A 19,203-nucleotide genomic window follows, 5' to 3' on the forward strand; every position below is an offset into this window, starting at 1 on the left:
GGTCACCCTCCCACGGCGACCTCGAAGATCCGGCCGTTCTCGGGGACGTCCTCGAGGGCGGTCTCTCGTCGGCCGCCGCTCGCGCGGGCAGGGTCGGTGGCTTCGAGCTCGGTCACCCCGCGCCACCGCCACGGCAGGCCGGCGGCACCGGTGACGTGCGGCGCGTCCATCAGCTGGAAGTGCAGGTGCGGCTCGGTGGTGTTGCCCGTGTTGCCGACCTCGGCGAGCCGCTGCCCGGCCTGCACCCGCTCGCCGACCCGGACGGCGGCGGAGTCGCGGCGCAGGTGGGCGTACGCCGACCACACCCCGTCGCCGTGATCGACCACCACGTGGTTGCCGAGGATCCAGGCGGCGCCGCCCAGCTCGCGGAAGAACGCCTCGACCACCATCATCCAGACCAGCGTGGGCCAGGTGTCGCGGCTGCGGTGGTCGCGCTTGCGGTCGAGCACCGCGACGACGGTGCCGTCGGCGACGGCGAGCACCGGCTCGCCGAAGGACGAGTACGACGCGGGCGCCCGGGTGCGCACGCCCCAGCCGATCCGGGCCGGCGCTCCGGAGGGGCTGGGGTGCAGCACGTCCACGGCGTACGCCTGGCCGTAGGAGCGCACCCCGTGGCTCGGCACCCGGCTGCCCGGCCCGTTCACGGCGACCCAGCGCCCGCGCACCGGCGACCCGGTCTCGACCGGAGCGCGCTCGCCGCGGGGCGGGCCGACGAACGCCAGCGCGAGCAGGCACAGGAGCACCGCCAGGCTCGGCCACCAGGGCGTGTCGAGGACCGTCGAGGTGAGCACCACCCCGGTCACGAAGAGCACCAGCCAGAGCTGGCGCAGGCGTGCGGTGCGGCGGCGGAGTGCATTCATCGGTGGGCTCCCATCACGATCGACATCAGGGGGACGACGCGCTGCGGCGGCACCTCGTAGCGGCCGCCGCCGACGCTGCGCAGCCAGCCGGCGGCGACCAGCTGGCGCAGGTGGTGGTAGATCTGCCCGGTCGTGCCCGTGCCGGCCTCGGCGGCGGTCGTCGCGCCGCCGAGGAAGCGCTGCAGGAGGGCCAGTCGCACCGGGTGGCCGAGGGCACCGAGCAGGTCCGCGGTCTCGGCCCAGTCGCGGTCGAGCAGTGCCTGGGTCTCCAGGCCCTCCTGCCACTCCAGCGCGCGGTCGTCCGGCAGCCGCACGGACCCGGCGAGGACGACGGCGCCCGGCTCGGGATGTCGCGCGCGCAGCCCCTCGAGGACCCAGAGCTCCCCCTCGGCCGCGGGCGCCTCGGCGGCGGAACGACCCTCGAGGGCGGTCACCCGCGCCTCGAGCGCGGCGACCCGGTCGGCGAGCTTCATGATTTCGATATTACGTAACAACGACCGACTGGCCAAACGCTAGGTTCGACTCCATGGCGCTCTCACCGCTCGTCCAGGAGGCCCGGCAGCAGTCCCTCGGCGACCTGCCCCGACGTACGGCGCAGCGGGTGCCCGACCGGCTCGCGATCGTCGACGGCGACACCCGGTTGACCTACGCCGAGCTGGACGCCCTCGTCGACCGCACCGCCGCGGCGCTGCACGACCACGGGCTCGCCGCCCGCGACCGGCTCGCGCTGCTGTCGCGCAACAGCTGGCAGTACGCCGTGCTCGACTTCGCCTGTGCTCGCGCGGGCGTCGTGCTGGTGCCGGTCAACTTCATGCTCGGCGCGGAGGAGATCGCCTACATCCTCGACCGCAGCGGCGCGGAGGCGTTAGTCGTCGAGGACGGGCTGCTCGACGTCGCCCAGGACGCGCTCGCGCGGTCGCAGGGCACCGCCGCGACCCGGGCGCTGGTGCGCCGTGGCGGCGGCGACCCGCCCGATGGCTGGCACGACCTCCAGGACTGGCTCGACCACGACGGCACGCCGTACCCGCTGATCCTCGAGGACGACGAGCCGGTCCGGATGATGTTCACCTCCGGCACCGAGTCGCGACCGAAGGGCGCGCTGCTGAGCAGCCGGAGCCTGCTGTGGCAGTACGTCTCGTGCGCGATCGAGGGCAACATGACCGCCGACGACGTCGAGCTGCACACGATGCCGCTCTACCACTGTGCGCAGCTCGACTGCTTCCTCGGCGTCGACGTCTACCTCGGCGCGACCAGCATCATCCTGCCGGCACCCGACCCCGGCGCGATCCTGCAGGCGATCGAGGAGCACCGGGTGACCAAGTTCTTCGCGCCGCCGACCGTCTGGATCGGGCTGCTGCGGCACCCCGACTTCGACACCGCCGACCTCTCGAGCCTGCGCAAGGGCTACTACGGCGCCTCGCCGATGCCGGTCGCGGTGCTCGAGGAGATGCGACGGCGGCTGCCCGACGTCGACCTGTGGAACTTCTACGGGCAGACCGAGATGGCCCCGCTCGCCACGATCCTCGGACCCGAGGAGCAGCTCACGCATCCCGGCTCGGCCGGCCGCGCGGCCCTCAACGTCGATACCCGCATCGTGGACGACCGGGACCAGCCCGTGCCGGCCGGCACCGTCGGCGAGATCGTGCACCGCTCACCGCACGCGACGCTCGGCTACTACCTCGACCCCGAGAAGACCACCGAGGCGTTCCGCGGCGGCTGGTTCCACTCCGGCGACCTCGGCTACCTCGACGAGGGCGGCCGGCTCTACGTCGTCGACCGCAAGAAGGACATGATCAAGACCGGCGGCGAGAACGTCGCGAGCCGCGAGGTCGAGGAGACCATCTACGAGCTCGACGGCGTCGCCGAGGTCGCGGTCTTCGCCGTCGACCACCCGCGCTGGGTGGAGGCGGTCGCCGCGGTCGTCGTCCCCAGGGACGGCGCCACGCTCACCGCCGACGAGGTCATCGCCCACGCCCGGGAGCGGCTGGCGGGCTTCAAGACGCCCAAGTACGTCGTGGTCGCCGACGCCCTGCCCAAGAACCCCTCCGGCAAGATCCTCAAACGCCAGCTGCGCGAGCAGCACGCCGATCTCGCCGGCGTCAGCGACGCCTGAGCCAGCGGCGTCGATCGGGCTCGGCGCCCTCCAGGGCCCGGACCCGGCGACGGAGCCTGGCGATGCGCTTGCGGGACCAGGCGAGCTTGCGGGTGACCTCCGCGAGCTCGGCGCGGGCCGCGACCTCGCGCGCGCCGGCCTCCGCGGCCTGCACCCGCAGCCGTCTCACGGTGTCGCGCAGCTCGGCGACCTCGTCGGGCCCGGCCCCGGCCGAGAGCGGACGCCCACCCAGGTCGACGCGGTCCTTGTACTGGTCGCGGCAGGCGTCGCGGTACGCCGCGAGGGAGTCGCCGAAGTCGACGGCGTCCACCTGGGCGCGGAACCGCCCGAGCGCCCACTCGTAGAGCTGGATGTCCCAGGTGCAGACCTCGTGGACGACGTCGATCTCCTCCTGGGTCCACTCCTGGAGGAGCGGCCGGTGCGCGTTGCGCATGTCGGTGTGCCAGGCCGGCACGGCGGGCAGACCGCAGATCGACGCGAACCCCAGCACGCTCTCCTCGAAGTGCTCGGCGATGCCGAACCACGCCACGTCGCGCTCGACGTGCGCCATGGCGCGCTCGAGCAGCGCGGCCGGCGGCACCGTCGAGGGGTGCGGCGCGTCGGGCCCGAATCCGACCGCGAACTGGCTCATCTGCGAGTGGTCGACGCCGCGGGTGCCCCGCACCCATTCCACGAACGGCGGGAATGGGCCCCCGGGGTCCGCGCGCTCGGCCTTGTCGCTCAGCCACTGGTAGCACGACCGGGCGCGCGGGAGCGGGTTGCGGAAGCCGGTGAGCAGCACCTGCCGCTCGGGATGGACCGGGTAGTCGCCGTACAGGTAGTGACCGGCGAAGAACCCTCGTCCCGGCCGCGCGAGCCGCTCCCGGATGAGCCGCAGCCCCGCGCCCCGGTAGGTGCAGACGAACTCGTCGGCGCGCCCGGCCGCGTCGAACCCGCCGAAGAGCGCCTCGGTCATCGCCATCGATCCGCTCTTGTTCACGCCGTGATAGACGACCTGCTCGGCCCGCAGGCGCTCGAGACCGCGCACCTGCACCGGGAACAGGGCGGGCCCCTCAGGCACGTCGCGCCACCAGGCGCACGACGACCGGGTCCTGGTCGCCCCACGGCGCCAGCCCCGCGGACTCGACGACGGACTCGACCTCCAGCCCGGCCGCCGCGGCCCGGCGCTCGAGCTCCGCCGGCACGGCGTACCGCCGGTAGTGGCCGTCGATCCGCTCCGTGCGGCTGAGGACCTCGCCGCGGCGGGCACCGCTGTCGTTGATCGAGCGGCACTCGACGTGCACGCGTCCGCCCGGACGCAGCACCCGCGGCACGGCGTCCCAGAAGAGCTGCTCCTCATGCTCGGTCATCGAATGCAGCACGAACCGCGAGTAGACGACGTCGAAGGCACCGGTCCACGCGTCGACGTGGTCGTCGATGCGTCCCGTCACCCAGGTGCAGTCCGCTTCCGGCCGGTCGCGCCGAGCGCGCTCCGTCGCCGCGGCCGACGGGTCCAGGCCGACGACGCGGTGGCCCCGGGCGGCCAGGTAGGCGCTGTCGCGGCCGTCGCCCGCACCCACGTCGAGCACGTCCTGCGACGGGGGCAGCGTCTCCGCGACGACCTGCCCGAAGGGCGACGGCTCGGCGATCGCCGGCTGCGACGAGTAGTAGCCGGCCCAGTGGGCCGCGCGGCCGTGCTCGGGGTCCAGGACCGGCGCGGCGAGCACCGCCTCGACGATGCGGGTGGCGGCTTGCAGCGCCGTCACCGGGCCGTGGTTGGCGATGCGCAGGTCGGGATCGGCGGGCTCGTCGTACGTCGCCTCGATCTCGCCCGCGCCGCGGTAGACGCCCTTGGTCTCGGCGTCGCGGGCGATCCGCACCTCACGGGGCACGTCGAGGTAGGCGATGAAGACGCCCGGCACGTTGTCGCGCACCCACTCCTGGACCTCCTTGAACATCGCGACGGCCGAGATCACGACGATCGAGCCCTGGCTCGAGAGGTGGCTGCACAGTCGGAAGTAGACCCGGGCGAGCTCCCTGCGGTCGTCGTCCTCGTAGCCCCAGCGGCCGGCGAGGATCTTGCGCAGGTCGTCGCCGTCGAGGGAGATGACGGACTCGACGCGCTCGCGCAGGGCCGCCTCGACGTGCCGCGCGACCGTCGTCTTGCCGGCGCCCGAGTAGCCGGTGATCCAGACAACTCCCGGTCGGGCGACCATCCCCGCCTGGCTCAACCCAGCTCCCTCCGTAGGACAACCGTGGGAGGGTATCAACGCGCACGGTCAGACCAGCCAGCGCGCGAGCAGGGTGCCGTCGACCTCCAGCAGCGTGTGGAGGCGGAGCGGTACGTCGAGGGCCGGGCCGGCCACGATCCGCGGGCCGGGCCCGCCGACCAGCCGCGGCACGGTCGTCGTGCACAGCTCGTCGACGACTCCTCCGCGGAGCAGGTCGTGGAGCAGCGACGGACCTCCCTCGCACAGGATGCGCGTCCAGCCGCGATCGACCAGCCGCCGACGGAACCCGGCGGCGTCGCCGAGCGGCTCGACCAGCACCGAGCCGGGCGGCGCGCCGCGCAAGCCCTCGGGCACCTCGTCGCGCCGGCTCACGACGACGATCGGCCGGTCCGCCGGTCCGTAGCCCTCCGTGCGCGCGGTGCCGGCGCCGACCACGATGACGTCCGCGGTGGCGCGCAGGTGGTCGAAGACGCGCTTGTCGGCCGCGTTGTTGATCGAGCCGCTCCTGCCGGAGTCGCCCGTGGCGGCGCCGTCGACGGTGCTGACCATGTTGACCCGGAGCCACGGCCGGTCGCCCGGCGCGGCGTAGAGCTCGGCGAGGTCGTCGGTGTCGGGACCGACCAGCACCCTCACGACTCCCACCGCATCACCCAGTACTGCACGCCGAACGGGTCGTCGTCGTAGGCCACCTGCGCCGGCCCGAGCTCGCCGAGGTCGCGCAGCTGCGCGATCGCGCCCACGCTCGCCCACAGCTGGCGAGCCAGATCGGCGTCGACCTCGGGCCGACCGCCGCGCAGCGACGCGCCGAGCGCCTCGTCGAAGGCGTGCGACCGCTCGTCGAGGTGCCCCGGCGCCTTCTCGGTGCGACAGGCCGACCCGTTGCCCACGACCAGGTAGGACTCCTCCTCGTGCATGTGGTCGGTGCGGTCGAGCAGGTACTCCGCGATGCGCACGCCTTGCTCGTCGGCGAGCACCGTGATGCTGCGGCCGAGCCACGCGGCGGCCTCCAGGCACGCCGCGCGCAGGTCGGCGACCGGGTCCTCGAGGCCGGCGTACTCCGGCAGCAGCGCCAGCGTCCCCGGCACCAGCACGACGCGCGTCACTGCAGCCCCCGGATCGCGCGGCAGGGCGGGCGCCGCCCGGCGATCGACGACACCATGTCGACCGTCTGACGGGTCTCGACGACCTCGTGGACGCGGTAGATCCGCGCGCCGGCGAGCGCGCAGACGGCCGTGGCCGCCAGGGTCCCGACGAGTCGTGAACCGACCGGCAGGTCGAGGGTCTCACCGACGAAGTCCTTGTTGGAGAGCGAGACCAGCACGGGCCAGCCGGTGTCGACCATCTCGCCGAGCCGGTGGGTGAGCTCCAGTGAGTGGAAGGTGTTCTTGCCGAAGTCGTGGGCCGGGTCGATCACGATCGACTCCCGCGGCACGCCCGCGTCGAGCGCCCGGGACGCGTACGCCGTGGTGTCGGCGATCGCGGCCGCGACGACGTCGTCGTACTCGATGCGGTAGGGGCGGGTGCGCGGGGTGACCCCGCCGGTGTGGGTGCAGACGATCGCGGCCCCGCCCTCGGCGGCGGCGTCGACGAGCTCGGGGTCGGCGCCGCCCCAGGCGTCGTTGAGCAGGTCGGCGCCGGCCGCGCAGACGGCGGCGCCCACCGAGGCGCGCCAGGTGTCGACCGAGATCACGAGGGAGGGGTACGCCGCGCGCACCCGGGCCACGAGGTCCACGACCCGCGACCGCTCCTCGGCCTCGGAGATCTCGACGCCCGGAGCGGCCTTGATGCCGCCGATGTCGACGATCTCCGCGCCCTGCCCGACGACGAGGGCGACGCGCTCGAAGGCCTTGTCCTCCGCCCAGGTGGCCCCCTGGTCGTAGAAGGAGTCCGGCGTGCGGTTGACGATCGCCATCATCAGCGTGGCGTCGTCGTCGAAGGTGTGCCGACCCAGCCGCAGCGTCACGGCGCCACCCCGACCGAGGCGGCCGGAGGCCGCTCGTCGACCTCCGGGCCGGCCCCCGCCCGGGCGAGCGCCGCGGCGAGGATCTGGGTCGCCATGCCGCTGAGGTCGCGCAGCGACTGGTGCCGGTGGGCGCGGACCCCGAGGTCGACCTGGGCGATCGCCTCGAGGCCGCGGGCCCGGACCGTGTCGACGAGCGCGGCCAGCTCCACGGCGTACTCGTGCGGCACGCAGAGCGACTCGAAGAGCGACCGGCGCACCGCCCACTCCCCCGCGAGCGGCTGGTGCAGGCCGCGGAGCTCGGGGAAGAGCAGCCGGATCAGCGGCCGGGCGACCAGCTCCGTGACGCGGCCGCCCTCGAGCGGCACCGCGGTCCCGGCCGCGACCAGGGGCCGCTCGTAGAACCCCTTGACCAGCTCGACCCCCGGATCGGTCAGCAGCGGGCCGAGCAGCCCGGGGACGAAGTGGGTGTCCCAGTCGACGAGGTCGGCGTCCATGAAGACGATCAGCTCGCCACGGGTGACGAAGAGCGACTTCCACATCGCCTCTCCCTTGCCGGGCCGCGAGCCGAGGTCAGGCCGGATCTCCGCCGAGCGGTGCACGGTCGCGCCGGCGTCTGCCGCCACGGCGTACGTCTCGTCGGTGGAGTCGGAGTCGATGACGACGATCTCGTCCAGCAGCGCCACGGTCTCGACGAGCGCGTCCCTGACCTCGGCGACGACGTCACCGACGGTCGCGGCCTCGTTGCGGGCGGGGACGACGAGGCTCACGACGCGACCGGCCTTGGCGGCCATCAACGTGTCGAGCGACCAGTCGGCCCAGTGGTGGGTGTGCCGCCGCGACCACCCGTCGAGGTCGGGCGACGGGTCGGGGACGGGCACACGGCCGAGACTAGACGACTCATTCCAAGGGCTCGCACGCTGCGCGACGCCCAGCATCCACGCTGGCTGCGTTGCGGTCGCTCGCAGGACGGGCAAGTACGACGTCGCTCCCGCGCCTGGCCAGCGCGGCGCTGAGCGCCGCTCGCCGGCACGACCCCTTGGAACAACTCGTCTAGTGGACCGCGTATACCTGCAGATCCGACGGCCGCCATCACCAATCGTGACCTTTTCCGACGATGAGCGACCAGTGTTCAATTCGCCCATGGGGACGGGGGAAGGGGAACGACGGGGCCGGGGCCGACCACGAGCGCCGGGTGCGGAGCAGAAGATCCTCCAGGCGGCCCTGGAGGAGTACACGGAGCACGGCTGGTCCGGCTTCACGATGGACGGCGTGGCCCGTCGCTCCGGGTTCGGCAAGTCCACCCTGTACCTGCGCTGGACCGACAAGGACGCCCTGCTCACCGAGGCGGTCCGCCGGCGCAGCCGCCAGGTCGCGGACGTGGACACCGGGACCCTGCGTGGTGATCTGACCGCCCTGGTGACCGGGATCTTCCGCGAGTCCGCCGACCCGCAGGGCTGGGCCGGCTTCCGGATGATCGTCGAGACCGCGAGCTCGTCCTCGGCGCTGGGCAACTTCACCCAGGAGGCGGCGAGCGCGCCCCGCGGAGTCCTTGCGGCCGTCTTCGAGCGCGCCCGCGAGCGCGGTGAGATCCGCGGAGCCGTGGACCCGATCCCGGTGTCCGAGCTGATCCACGGCGCGGCGATCCTCTTCGTCCTCGGCCGCCGGCTCGACCACCTGCCGATCACCGGCGACGAGCTCGGCACGCGCGTCGACTGGGTGGTCACGACGCTGCTCGAGGGCCTGGGCTGACAGGCGGCGACCGGGCCCGACAGCGGCGCGCACACAACCGTCTGCCGGGGCCGGAATTTGACCTGTCTGGGCGTACCAGGCGGCGGTCGTCTGAGGTTCAATCAGTCCATGACCACGGTGGAGGGACCGCGGCGCGGACGCGGCAGGCCGCGGATTCCGGGCGCCGAGAACATGATCCTCGCCGCCGCTCTGGCGGAGTACGGCGAGCACGGCTGGGCCGGGTTCACGATGGACGCGGTCGCCCGGCGAGCCGGGGTGGGCAAGTCGACCGTCTATCTCCGCTGGTCCGACAAGGACGCGCTGCTGACCGAGGCGGTCACCGATCGGGGCATGGAGCTCACCGCCGTCGACACCGGCACGCTCGAGGGCGACCTCACCCAGCTGGCCACGAACCTGCTGCGACACTTCCACGGCCCGTCCGGCTGGGCCACCCTGCGCGTCACGTTCGACACCGCGAGCGCGCCCGAACGGCTGGGCAACTTCGCCGAGGCCGTCAGCGAGGTGCACGGGCGCCAGGTCGAGCAGATCTGTCGACGGGCGATCGAGCGTGGCGAGATGGTCGACGACTTCCCGGTCGGAGTCGTCACCGAGGCGATCTACGGCGCGGCGATGGTGAACGCGCTCTCCGAGCGCCTCGAGGGTCGCCACGACAGCGACGCCGACCTCGAGACGCGCGCAAGGTACGTCGCGGCAGCGGTGCTGCGCGGCATCGTGCCGCGCTGAACGACGCGCCTTCTCCGCTCTCGAGACGGTGACCGGCCGACCGCCGAGCGCACCCGGCCTCAGCGCTCGAGGTACCTGCCGACCGCGCGGGCGAGGGCGGCGGCGTACGCCGTGCGGCCGCGCGGAGACGTCAGCCGGCCCGCGTCGACCCGGTCGCGCATGTTGCCGAGCTCGACCATCGCGGTCGGGACCCGCGCGAAGTTGAGCGTGGCCAGGTCGGTGCGCACGTCGAGACCGTCGCCCCCGGCGATGTAGTTGGCCACCCGGAAGCCGCCCCGGCGCAGGTCGCTGCGCACGACCCGGGCGAGCCGGCCGGACCCCGACGCGGCGTCCGGCGCGACGATCACGTGGAAGCCGCGCGCGCCGCGGGCGAGGCTGCCGTCGGCGTGGATGCTCAGCTTCAGGTCGGCGCGCGGGCGGTTGCCGGCGCGGCCGCGCACGTCGACGCACGGCCCCCACCGCCGGTCGCTGTTGGTGGCCCGGGTGAGCCGCACGGTCGCGCCGCGCCGCTCGAGCCGCTGCCGCGCCAGGCGCGCCACCTGCCAGACGACCGTCGCCTCCGGGTATCCGCCCGCGGTCGCGGTCCCCGTCGTGTTGCAGGTCTTCCGCCCGCCGCGGCCGTCGGGCACGAGCCGGTTGATCCGGCCCGGGAAGTTGCGGTTGCCCAGCTGGTGGCCCGGGTCGAGCACGACCACGCGACCCGCCAGCGGCTTCCTCTCGACCACCGTCCCCGCAGGAGCAGGAGACGCCCCGGTCGTCGAGGCCACGTCCCGATGGTCGAGCTCGACGGTGCCACCGCACGCACCGAGAGCCAGCACGAGCGGGAGCAGCAGGATCGCCGTACGACGACTCACTCGTAGCCCAGGATCTCCTGGCGCTTCTCGCCCCAGGCGAGCGCCGAGGCGATCGCGTCGGCGATCGAGAGCTCGGTGCGCCAATCGAGCAGCCTCGTGGCGCGGTCGACGTTCGCGAAGGCGCCCACGGCGTCGCCCGGCCGCGGCGACGCCTCGGTGATCGGGACCCGCTTGCCGAAGACCTCCTCGAAGGCCGCGACCAGCTCGCGCACGGTCACGCCCTGGCCGGTGCCGACGTTGAGGACGACGCTGGGCGCGTCCACCTCGGCGAGCACCCGGTCGAACCGCTCGACGGCGCGCACGTGGGCGCGCGCGAGGTCCCAGACGTGCACGTAGTCGCGGATGCCGGTGCCGTCGCGCGTCGGCAGGTCGGTGCCGGTGATGGTGAAGGAGTCCTTCTGCCCGCGCGCGGCCATGACCAGCTGGCCGAGCACGTGCGACGGCTCGCGGGCGTAGATCCCGGACTCGAGGTCGGGGTCGGAGCCGATCGGGTTGAAGTAGCGCAGGATGATCGCCCGCAGGTCGGTCGCCGACGCCATGTCCTGGAGGATCTGCTCCATCATCCGCTTGGTGCGGGCGTACGGCGAGGTCGGGTCGAGCGCGTCGTCCTCGGTGACCTCGAAGCTGTCCTTCATCGCGTAGAGCGACGCCGACGACGAGAAGAGCACCCGGGGCTTGCCGAGGGACTGGAGCTCGTCGAAGAGCTCGAGCGACTTGGCGACGTTGTCCTTGTAGTAGTCGTAGGGCTTCTCGACGGACTCCGGCACGACGATCCGCGCGGCCATGTGGATGGTGGCGTCGAGGTCGGGGTGCTCGTCGACGACGCGCCGCAGCAGTGCCCGGTCGCCGACGTCGCCCTCGTAGAAGATGCGGTCGCGCACGAAGACCTTCGGTCCGGTGAGCAGCGAGTCGAGGACGACCGGCGTGTGTCCGGCCTCCTCGAGCGCCTTGGCGGTCGTCGAACCGATGTAGCCGGCACCGCCGGTGACGAGGACCTTCATGCGAGTCAGCCTACGGGGCGCGCCGGCGGCGCCTCCGGGCGTCGCTCACCCGACCGGTCTGGACCAGTTCGCCACCCCAAAGGGTGGTGATAACGATTTCCGCCGAGGTGGAGTTCCCCCGGCAACGGATTTCGTGCCTAATGGCGTCTGGGGAGCGACGGGAACCACACCGCGTGACCCGACCACTCCGGCACAGGGGCGCCGGAGGTCCAGCCTTGGGGAGGCAGGCATGGGAATTTCCGAGCTCGTCGACGCATCCGCCGACACCGCGCTCACACACGTCCTGGAGCTGCAGCAGCACCTGAAGGGGGCGAACTCGGCAGACCCCGCCGTCTGCGAGTGCCGCGACGAGGTGCACCGCCTGGTCGGCGACATCGTGTCGCTGCGCAACGCCACCGAGCTGCTCAAGCGCCAGGTCACGCACGCCGGCTGAGCCCGCATCCGGGCTGAGCTACGGCGTCAGGACTCAGGTCGCGACCGGGGGTCGCCACCGGGGGTCGCGACCGATGAAGCCGACGAGTCGGGTCTGGACGTCCGCGTCGGCAGGCACGTCGACGCGCGCGCCGTACTGTCCACTGCTGCGCAGCAGCTCCTCGATCGGCTCCATGCCGGCCAGCAGCTCCGCGCAGGTCGCGGGGTCGAGGGTCTCGTCCTGCCCGGTGGCGCGCGCGAGGTCCCAGGTGTGCATGAAGACGTCGCTGACGTAGAAGCGGTCGATCGCCTCGGGGAGAGGGACGTCGCCCGTGTGCGGGTTCCGCAGCACCAGCCCGGCGGTCGCGGGGTCGTCGAGCAGGGCCTGCACCGCGTCGGCCTGGGCGCGCCACGCGCCGACCGGGTCGGCGTCGACCGACGGCCCGCCGGGGAGGTCGATGCCGGCGCCCGAGGAGAGGAAGCCGGGGAACCACTCCACCAGGTGGCGTACGACGTCGCGGGCGGTCCACCCGGCAACCGGTGCCGGCGCGTCCCAGTCGGTCGCGCCCTGCACGCGCCGGGTGAAACCGTCCGCGACCTCGCGGTGCCGCTCCGCGGGCGTGCTCGTGGGGGTGCTCACTGGCCCGTTCACTGGCCGGCCAGGAGCGCGTCGAGCTTCTCGTAGCCCTCGACCACGCCGACGTCCATGCCGCTGGCGATGATCTGGTCGCGGATCTCGATCGACTCCACGACCGAGGTCGCCACGATGCGGCAGCGGCCGCCCTCGAGCTCATCGAACGTCATTGTCTCCAGGCTGACGCCGTCGGGCGCGCCCTCGAAGGAGAAGGTCTGCACGAGCCGCTCGGGCGAGCGCACCTCGTGGAAGGAGCCCCAGAAGCCCATCTGGAAGGCGTCGGAGTCGCGGCGCGCGGTGTAGCGCCACTCCCCGCCCGTGCGGGCGTCCCACACGTCGATGGTGGTGTCGATGCTGCGCGGACCGACCCACTTCGCGAACAGGTCGGCGTCGGTCCAGGCCCGGAAGACCCGCTCGCGCGGGGCGTCGAACTCGCGGGTGATCCGGATGACCGGCAGGTCCGGCACGGCCTCGATCTCGGTCTGGCTCTGCGTCTGGTTCTGGTTCTGGTTCTGGGTCTTCATGATGCGGTCCCCTCCTCGGGGTCGTGGTCGACGGGGTCGTCGTTCATCTCTGCGAGCACGGCGTCGAGGCGCCGGAAGCGCTCCTCGGCCTGGCGCCGGTAGCGCTCGATCCATGCGGTCATCAGGTCCAGCACCTCCGCCTCGAGGTGCACCGGCCGACGCTGCGCGTCCCGGCTGCGGCTGACCAGGCCGGCGTCCTCGAGCACCTTGAGGTGCTTGGAGACGGCCTGGACGCTCACGGCGTACGGCGCCGCGAGCTCGCCCACCGACGCGTCGCCGTGTGCCGCGAGTCGCGCCACCAGGTCGCGGCGGGTGGGGTCCGCCAGGGCCTGGAAGACCCGGGACAGCTGGTCGACCACCGCAACCTCCTTGTTCAACCGATTAGTTGAATAGAGGCTAGGCGAGTCGATCGGCGTTGTCAACCATCTGGTTGCAGAGGTTCCGACGAGCCCGACGAGGGCGGCGGGGTCTCGGCCGTCGGGCCCGCGATCCGCACGCTCCGGGCCGGAGTCGGCACAATCGACCCATGCCGACCGCGCTCATCACCGGGATCACCGGCCAGGACGGCCTCTACCTGGCCGAGCTCCTCCTCGAGAAGGGGTACGACGTCCACGGGCTGATCCGCGGTCAGAACAACCCGAAGCTCGACCTGGTGCGGCGCCTGCTGCCCGACGTACGCCTCCACCACGGCGACCTGACCGACATGTCGAGCCTGATCCGGGCGCTGCGCGACGCCGACCCCGACGAGGTCTACAACCTCGGCGCGGTCTCGTTCGTCGCCTACTCCTGGGAGAACGCCGCGCTCACGACCGACGTGACCGCCAAGGGCGTGCTCAACATGCTCGAGGCCGTGCGCCTCCACGCCGGCGACGGTCCCGGAGCGGTCCGCTTCTACCAGGCCTCGAGCTCGGAGATGTTCGGCAAGGTCCAGGAGGTGCCGCAGCGCGAGTCGACGCTGCTGTGGCCGCGCTCGCCGTACGGCGTCAGCAAGGTCTTCGGGCACTACATGACGATCAACTACCGCGAGTCCTACGGCATGCACGCCTCCTCGGGCATCCTCTTCAACCACGAGTCGCCGCGGCGCGGCCCGGAGTTCGTCACCCGCAAGATCAGCGAGTCCGTCGCCCGCATCAGGCTCGGCCTCCAGGACGACGTCGTCCTCGGCAACCTGGATGCCCAGCGCGACTGGGGCTACGCCGGCGACTACGTCGAGGCGATGTGGCTGATGCTCCAGCAGCCCACGGCGGACGACTACGTCGTCGCGACCGGCGAGACGCACTCGATCCGGGACTTCCTCGACGTCGCGTTCGGCCACGTGGGCATCGACGACTGGACGCCGTACGTGCGCCAGGACAAGCGCTTCATGCGGCCGGCCGAGGTCGACCAGCTCATCGGCGACGCGACCAAGGCACGCGAGGTGCTCGGGTGGAGGCCGAGGGTCTCCTTCGAGGAGCTGGTCGCGATGATGGTCGACGCCGACCTGCAGGCCACCCGGCAGGGCTGGTGAGCCCTGCCATGTCGAGAGGGCTACGCGCGTTCGTCACGGGCGCCAGCGGCCAGGACGGCAGCTACCTCACCGAGCAGTTGCTCGCCGCGGGCGCGGAGGTCCACGCGCTGGCCACCCCCGACGAGCCGGTGCCCGCGGTCGACGGTGTCGAGGTGCACGTCGGCGACCTCCTCGACGTGGAGCGGGTGCGCGACCTGGTCACGCAGGTCGCGCCAGACGAGGTCTACAACCTCGCCGCGCTCAGCTCGGTCGCGCGCTCCTGGGAGCGGCCCGACGTGACCGCGCGGCTCAACGGCACCGCCGCGGCGGCACTGATGGAGTCGGCGTGGCAGCTCCAGCAGCGCACCGGCCGCGTGGTCCGCTTCGTCCAGGCGTCGAGCGCCGAGATCTTCGGTGAGCCCGACCGCGCGCCGCAGGACGAGCACACGCCGATCCGACCGCTCAACCCGTACGGCGCCGCCAAGTCGTTCGCGCACCTGTCGGCCCACGTCTACCGCCAGCGCGGCCTGCACGCGACCAGCGTGATCCTCTACAACCACGAGTCGCCGCGCCGTCCGCGCCAGTTCGTGACCCGCAAGATCACCTCGACGGTCGCGGAGATCGCCCTCGGACGCGCCGAGACGCTGACCCTCGGCAACCTCGACGCCCGTCGCGACTGGGGGTGGGCTCCCGACTACGTCGACGCGATGGTGCGTGCCGCACGGGCCGAGATGGCCAGCGACTTCGTGATCGCCACCGGCGTCGGCCACTCGGTGCGCGACTTCGCCGCCGCCGCGTTCAGCCACGCCGGCGTCACCGACTGGGAGGACCGGCTGCTGGTCGACGAGGCGTTCGTCCGCCCGGCCGACGCGACCGAGCTCGTCGGCGACGCCTCGCGGGCGCGTCGCCTGCTCGACTGGGCGCCCACCGTGGCCTTCGAGGACCTGGTCGGCCGGATGGTCGACGCCGACCTCGGGTCACTCAGCGGCTGAGGCGCCAACCCCCGCGCTCCTCTACTTCTCGGGCACTGCGGGCGCTTCTCGGGTGTTGCAACCGCCGAGAAGCGCGGGAATACCCGGTGCACCGGGTATCCCGCGAGCACCCGACCTCAGTCGTCGAGCAGCCCCAGCAGGTACCGCCCGTAGCCGCTCTTGACCAGCGGCTCGGCGCGCGCGACGAGGTCGTCGTCGCTGAGGAAGCCCATCCGCCAGGCCGCCTCCTCGGGCGCGCCGATCTTGGTGTCCTGCCGGTGCTCGATGGCGCGTACGTAGTTGCCCGCGTCGTTGAGGTCGTCGAACGTCCCCGTGTCGAGCCAGGCGACGCCCCGCGGCAGCACCTCGACCTGGAGCGTGCCCTCGTCGAGGTAGGTGCGGTTGAGGTCGGTGATCTCGAGCTCACCGCGTGCCGACGGCTCCAGCGCCTTGGCACGCTCGGCGACCGTCTGGTCGTAGAAGTAGAGGCCGGGGACGGCGAAGCTGCTCTTCGGCCTCTCCGGCTTCTCCTCGAGCGACACCGCGCGCATCTGGTCGTCGAACTCGACGACGCCGTACGCCGTCGGGTCGGCCACGCGGTAGCCGAAGACCGCCGCGCCCTCGAGGTCGTTGAAGCGGCTGAGCTGCGTGCCGAGGCCGGGGCCGTAGAAGAGGTTGTCGCCGAGGACCAGCCCGGAGACGCTGTCGCGCACGTGCTCCTCGCCGATGATGAAGGCCTGCGCGAGGCCGTCGGGGCTCGGCTGCACGGCGTAGCTGATCGAGATCCCGAACTGGCTGCCGTCGCCGAGGAGCCGCTGGAACTGCTCCGCCTCGTGCGGGGTCGTGATCACCAGGATGTCCCGGATCCCCGCCAGGATCAGCGTCGACAGCGGGTAGTAGATCATCGGCTTGTCGTAGACCGGCATCAGCTGCTTGCTCACCGCGAACGTGATCGGGTGGAGCCGCGAGCCGGTGCCGCCGGCCAGGATGATTCCGCGCATGGGCACACATCCTAGGATCAGGCCCATGGATCGCATCCTCGTGACCGGCGGCGCCGGCTTCATCGGCTCCAACTTCGTGCACCACGTCGTGGCCACCACCGACGCCCACGTGACCGTGCTCGACAAGCTGACGTACGCCGCGACGCAGGAGTCGCTCGAGGGCCTTCCCGACGACCGGGTGACGCTGGTGATCGGCGACATCGCCGAGCCCGAGGTGGTCGAGCCGCTGGTGGCCGACGTCGACGCGGTCGTGCACTACGCCGCCGAGTCGCACAACGACAACAGCCTCTCCGACCCGGGCCCGTTCATCCGCACCAACGTGGTCGGCACGTTCACGCTGCTCGAGGCGGCCCGCAAGCACGACAAGCGCTTCCACCACGTGTCCACCGACGAGGTCTACGGAGATCTCGAGCTCGACGACCCCAAGCGGTTCACCGAGGACACGCCGTACAACCCGTCCTCGCCGTACTCCGCGTCGAAGGCGGGGTCCGACCACCTGGTGCGCGCATGGGTGCGCTCGTTCGGGGTGCGCGCGACGATCTCGAACTGCTCCAACAACTACGGCCCCTGGCAGCACATCGAGAAGTTCATCCCGCGCCAGATCACCGAGGTCATCGACGGCCGCAGGCCGCGCGTCTACGGCGACGGGCTCAACGTCCGCGACTGGATCCACACCGAGGACCACTCCTCCGCGGTGCTCGCGATCCTCGAGCGTGGCCGGATCGGCGAGACCTACCTGATCGGCGCCGACGGCGAGAAGAACAACCTCGAGGTCGTGCAGGCGATCCTGCGCCACTTCGGCCGCGGCGACGACGACATCGAGTTCGTCCGCGACCGGGCCGGCCACGACCGCCGCTACGCCATCGAGTCCGGCAAGCTGCGCCAGGAGCTGGACTGGCGGCCGCAGTACCAGGACTTCGACGCGGGCCTGGAGGCCACGATCGAGTGGTACGTCGCGAACGAGGCCTGGTGGCGGCCGCACAAGGACGCCGTCGAGGCCGCGTACGCGGCGAAGGGCCAGTGACGGTGGGCGACCTGTCGGTCGAGACCACGCCCATCCCCGACCTCCTCGTCGTCCGCCTCGACCGGCGCGAGGACGCGCGCGGCTGGTTCAAGGAGAACTGGCAGCGCGAGAAGATGGTCGCGCTCGGGCTGCCCGACTTCGGCCCGGTGCAGCACAACGTCGCGTGGAACGCCGCGCGCGGGTCCACCCGCGGCATCCACACCGAGCCGTGGGACAAGTTCGTCTCGGTGGCGACCGGCCGCGTCTTCGGCGCGTGGGTCGACATGCGGGAGGGCGACACCTTCGGCGCGGTGTTCACGGTCGAGATCGATCCCGACGTCGCGGTCTTCGTCCCTCGTGGGGTCGGCAACTCCTACCAGGCGCTCGAGGACGGCACCGCCTACTCCTACCTGGTCAACGACCACTGGCGGCCCGGCACGGCGTACCCGGCGCTCAACCTCGCCGACCCCACCGTCGCCATCCCGTGGCCGATCCCCCTCGCCGACGCCGAGATCTCCGAGAAGGACCTGAGCACGCCGCTGCTCGACGCGGTCACGCCGATGGCGCCGAAGAGGACGCTGATCATCGGCTGCCGCGGCCAGCTCGGCCGGGCCCTCCAGGTCGACTTCCCCGACGCCGACCTGGTGGGCCGCGACGAGCTGGACGTCACCGATGCGGCCGCGATCGAGGCGTGGCCCTGGCATGAATACGCCGTGGTCCTCAACGCCGCGGCCTACACCGCGGTCGACGCGGCGGAGTCGCCGCAGGGACGGCGTACGGCGTGGGCCGCCAACGCCGGCGCGCCGGCCACGCTGGCCCGGCTGTCGCGCGAGCACGGCTTCACGGTCGTGCACTACTCGAGCGAGTACGTCTTCGACGGCACGGCCGAGGAGCACAGCGAGGACGAGCCGGTCTCCCCGCTCGGGGTCTACGCCCAGTCCAAGGCCGCCGGCGACATCGCGATCGGCACCGCGCCGCGGCACTACCTGCTGCGCACGTCGTGGGTGATCGGCGACGGCAGCAACTTCGTGCGGACCATGCAGTCCCTCGCCGCCAAGGGTGTCTCGCCGTCGGTCGTCGCGGACCAGCGCGGCCGACTCACGTTCACCGCCGAGCTGTCGCGCGCGACGCGCCACCTGCTCGACACGCGCGCGACGTACGGCACCTACAACCTCAGCAACGGCGGGCCCGTGCAGTCGTGGGCCGAGATCGCGCAGGCGGTCTTCCGGCTCTCCGGTCGCGACGCGGCCGACGTGACGCCGACGACCACCGAGGAGTACTTCGCCGGCAGGAGCGACTACTCGCCGCGGCCGCTCAACAGCGCGATGAGCCTCGCGAAGATCGAGGCGACCGGCTTCGTCCCCGAGCACGCGACGGTCGCGCTGGAGAGGTACGTCGGCGTCAGCGCCGACGCGTGAGACCGGCGAGCGCCGGGCGCACGTCGGCGAGGTAGACGAACGCCGCGATCGTGAAGACCAGGTTGAGCAGGTTGATCACGCCCGGGAAGAGGAACTGCACGAGCACGCCCAGCCCGAGGATGATCGTCCAGGCCGGCTTGGTGAGCTTGCCCGCCGCCGTGTAGTGCTCGGTCGACCACATCAGCGAGTTGACGAAGGCGAAGACCTTCACCGCGAGCAACACCAGGTAGACGACGAGCATCACGCCCATCTGCAGGTCCAGCACGGTCGTCATCACGGGCA

23 protein-coding genes are annotated in these 19,203 nt (G+C 72.3%); 8 read left to right on the top strand and 15 right to left on the bottom strand.

Annotation, left to right across the window (positions count from 1 at the left end; genetic code table 11):
• Positions 1-2: 2 nt before the first annotated feature.
• A complete protein-coding gene (locus PZ894_RS15430) occupies positions 3-860 on the bottom strand; it encodes a M23 family metallopeptidase (protein ID WP_275746113.1) in 858 nt (285 codons plus the stop codon).
• Positions 857-1,333, bottom strand: coding sequence for a helix-turn-helix domain-containing protein (locus tag PZ894_RS15435; RefSeq protein WP_275746115.1), 477 nt, complete (start codon positions 1,331-1,333; stop codon positions 857-859). Before PZ894_RS15435 ends, PZ894_RS15430 begins: the two co-directional genes overlap by 4 nt.
• A gap of 53 nt (positions 1,334-1,386) precedes the next feature.
• Between PZ894_RS15435 and PZ894_RS15440 the strand changes: the two genes are divergently transcribed.
• Entirely contained in the window at positions 1,387-2,973 is a 1,587-nt protein-coding gene (locus PZ894_RS15440; protein ID WP_275746117.1) for an acyl-CoA synthetase, read from the top strand.
• Here the strand turns inward: PZ894_RS15440 and PZ894_RS15445 are convergent.
• Genes PZ894_RS15445 through PZ894_RS15470 form a run of 6 tightly spaced genes read right to left on the bottom strand, consistent with a single transcriptional unit; the run spans position 2,960 to position 8,024 of the window.
• Positions 2,960-4,033: a hypothetical protein gene (locus tag PZ894_RS15445; protein WP_275746119.1), complete on the bottom strand. Its 1,074-nt coding sequence runs from the start codon at positions 4,031-4,033 to the stop codon at positions 2,960-2,962. The two genes, PZ894_RS15440 and PZ894_RS15445, sit on opposite strands and share 14 nt — an antisense overlap.
• Positions 4,026-5,183, bottom strand: coding sequence for an adenylyl-sulfate kinase (locus PZ894_RS15450; protein WP_275746120.1), 1,158 nt, complete (start codon positions 5,181-5,183; stop codon positions 4,026-4,028). The genes PZ894_RS15445 and PZ894_RS15450 overlap by 8 nt, the downstream gene beginning before the upstream one ends.
• 48 nt (positions 5,184-5,231) lie before the next feature.
• Positions 5,232-5,825, bottom strand: coding sequence for a dihydrofolate reductase family protein (locus PZ894_RS15455; RefSeq protein WP_275746122.1), 594 nt, complete (start codon positions 5,823-5,825; stop codon positions 5,232-5,234).
• Positions 5,813-6,286 carry a hypothetical protein gene (locus tag PZ894_RS15460; protein ID WP_275746124.1) on the bottom strand — a complete coding sequence of 158 codons (474 nt, stop codon included), beginning with the start codon at positions 6,284-6,286 and terminating at the stop codon, positions 5,813-5,815. Before PZ894_RS15460 ends, PZ894_RS15455 begins: the two co-directional genes overlap by 13 nt.
• Complete coding sequence (folP, locus tag PZ894_RS15465) at positions 6,283-7,146, bottom strand: dihydropteroate synthase (protein ID WP_275746126.1); 864 nt, start codon at positions 7,144-7,146, stop codon at positions 6,283-6,285. Before folP ends, PZ894_RS15460 begins: the two co-directional genes overlap by 4 nt.
• Positions 7,143-8,024: a glucosyl-3-phosphoglycerate synthase gene (locus tag PZ894_RS15470; protein ID WP_275746139.1), complete on the bottom strand. Its 882-nt coding sequence runs from the start codon at positions 8,022-8,024 to the stop codon at positions 7,143-7,145. The genes folP and PZ894_RS15470 overlap by 4 nt, the downstream gene beginning before the upstream one ends.
• A gap of 262 nt (positions 8,025-8,286) precedes the next feature.
• On the opposite strand from PZ894_RS15470, the gene PZ894_RS15475 reads away from it, so the two are divergent.
• Together PZ894_RS15475 and PZ894_RS15480 are read left to right on the top strand one after the other, a co-directional pair.
• Positions 8,287-8,895, top strand: coding sequence for a TetR/AcrR family transcriptional regulator (locus PZ894_RS15475; RefSeq protein ID WP_275746140.1), 609 nt, complete (start codon positions 8,287-8,289; stop codon positions 8,893-8,895).
• A gap of 108 nt (positions 8,896-9,003) precedes the next feature.
• Complete coding sequence (locus PZ894_RS15480; protein ID WP_275746141.1) at positions 9,004-9,618, top strand: TetR/AcrR family transcriptional regulator; 615 nt, start codon at positions 9,004-9,006, stop codon at positions 9,616-9,618.
• A gap of 59 nt (positions 9,619-9,677) precedes the next feature.
• Here the strand turns inward: PZ894_RS15480 and PZ894_RS15485 are convergent, their stop codons facing one another.
• Entirely contained in the window at positions 9,678-10,472 is a 795-nt protein-coding gene (locus PZ894_RS15485) for an N-acetylmuramoyl-L-alanine amidase (protein WP_275746142.1), read from the bottom strand.
• A complete protein-coding gene (gene galE, locus PZ894_RS15490) occupies positions 10,469-11,473 on the bottom strand; it encodes a UDP-glucose 4-epimerase GalE (RefSeq protein WP_275746143.1) in 1,005 nt (334 codons plus the stop codon). The genes PZ894_RS15485 and galE overlap by 4 nt, the downstream gene beginning before the upstream one ends.
• 229 nt (positions 11,474-11,702) lie before the next feature.
• On the opposite strand from galE, the gene PZ894_RS15495 reads away from it, so the two are divergent.
• On the top strand, positions 11,703-11,906 hold the full coding sequence (locus PZ894_RS15495; protein WP_275746144.1) for a hypothetical protein: 204 nt from the start codon (positions 11,703-11,705) through the stop codon (positions 11,904-11,906).
• A gap of 33 nt (positions 11,907-11,939) precedes the next feature.
• On the opposite strand, the gene PZ894_RS15500 is transcribed toward PZ894_RS15495, so the two are convergent.
• From PZ894_RS15500 to PZ894_RS15510, 3 genes are read right to left on the bottom strand one after another with little or no spacing between them, the layout of a single operon-like run.
• Entirely contained in the window at positions 11,940-12,524 is a 585-nt protein-coding gene (locus PZ894_RS15500) for a TIGR03086 family metal-binding protein (RefSeq protein ID WP_275746145.1), read from the bottom strand.
• Positions 12,525-12,532: 8 nt separating this feature from the next.
• On the bottom strand, positions 12,533-13,042 hold the full coding sequence (locus PZ894_RS15505; protein ID WP_275746146.1) for an SRPBCC family protein: 510 nt from the start codon (positions 13,040-13,042) through the stop codon (positions 12,533-12,535).
• Complete coding sequence (locus PZ894_RS15510) at positions 13,039-13,401, bottom strand: metalloregulator ArsR/SmtB family transcription factor (RefSeq protein ID WP_275746147.1); 363 nt, start codon at positions 13,399-13,401, stop codon at positions 13,039-13,041. The genes PZ894_RS15505 and PZ894_RS15510 overlap by 4 nt, the downstream gene beginning before the upstream one ends.
• Before the next feature lie 167 nt (positions 13,402-13,568).
• On the opposite strand from PZ894_RS15510, the gene gmd reads away from it, so the two are divergent.
• Positions 13,569-14,549, top strand: a complete 981-nt coding sequence (gene gmd, locus PZ894_RS15515; RefSeq protein ID WP_275746148.1) for a GDP-mannose 4,6-dehydratase — start codon at positions 13,569-13,571, stop codon at positions 14,547-14,549.
• Between the two features lie 8 nt (positions 14,550-14,557).
• Complete coding sequence (locus PZ894_RS15520; RefSeq protein WP_275746149.1) at positions 14,558-15,520, top strand: GDP-mannose 4,6-dehydratase; 963 nt, start codon at positions 14,558-14,560, stop codon at positions 15,518-15,520.
• A gap of 116 nt (positions 15,521-15,636) precedes the next feature.
• Here PZ894_RS15520 and rfbA read toward each other — a convergent pair whose 3' ends face one another.
• Positions 15,637-16,500, bottom strand: a complete 864-nt coding sequence (rfbA, locus tag PZ894_RS15525; RefSeq protein WP_275746150.1) for a glucose-1-phosphate thymidylyltransferase RfbA — start codon at positions 16,498-16,500, stop codon at positions 15,637-15,639.
• 25 nt (positions 16,501-16,525) lie between these two features.
• On the opposite strand from rfbA, the gene rfbB reads away from it, so the two are divergent.
• Positions 16,526-17,524, top strand: a complete 999-nt coding sequence (gene rfbB, locus PZ894_RS15530; RefSeq protein ID WP_275746151.1) for a dTDP-glucose 4,6-dehydratase — start codon at positions 16,526-16,528, stop codon at positions 17,522-17,524.
• Between the two features lie 2 nt (positions 17,525-17,526).
• Positions 17,527-18,921, top strand: a complete 1,395-nt coding sequence (locus tag PZ894_RS15535) for a bifunctional dTDP-4-dehydrorhamnose 3,5-epimerase family protein/NAD(P)-dependent oxidoreductase (RefSeq protein ID WP_275746419.1) — start codon at positions 17,527-17,529, stop codon at positions 18,919-18,921.
• Here the strand turns inward: PZ894_RS15535 and PZ894_RS15540 are convergent.
• Positions 18,905-19,195: a DUF2516 family protein gene (locus tag PZ894_RS15540; protein WP_275746420.1), complete on the bottom strand. Its 291-nt coding sequence runs from the start codon at positions 19,193-19,195 to the stop codon at positions 18,905-18,907. The two genes, PZ894_RS15535 and PZ894_RS15540, sit on opposite strands and share 17 nt — an antisense overlap.
• Positions 19,196-19,203 lie beyond the last annotated feature (8 nt).

Origin of the sequence: Nocardioides sp. YIM 152315, assembly GCF_029210375.1 — a bacterium.
Classification (GTDB): domain Bacteria; phylum Actinomycetota; class Actinomycetes; order Propionibacteriales; family Nocardioidaceae; genus Nocardioides.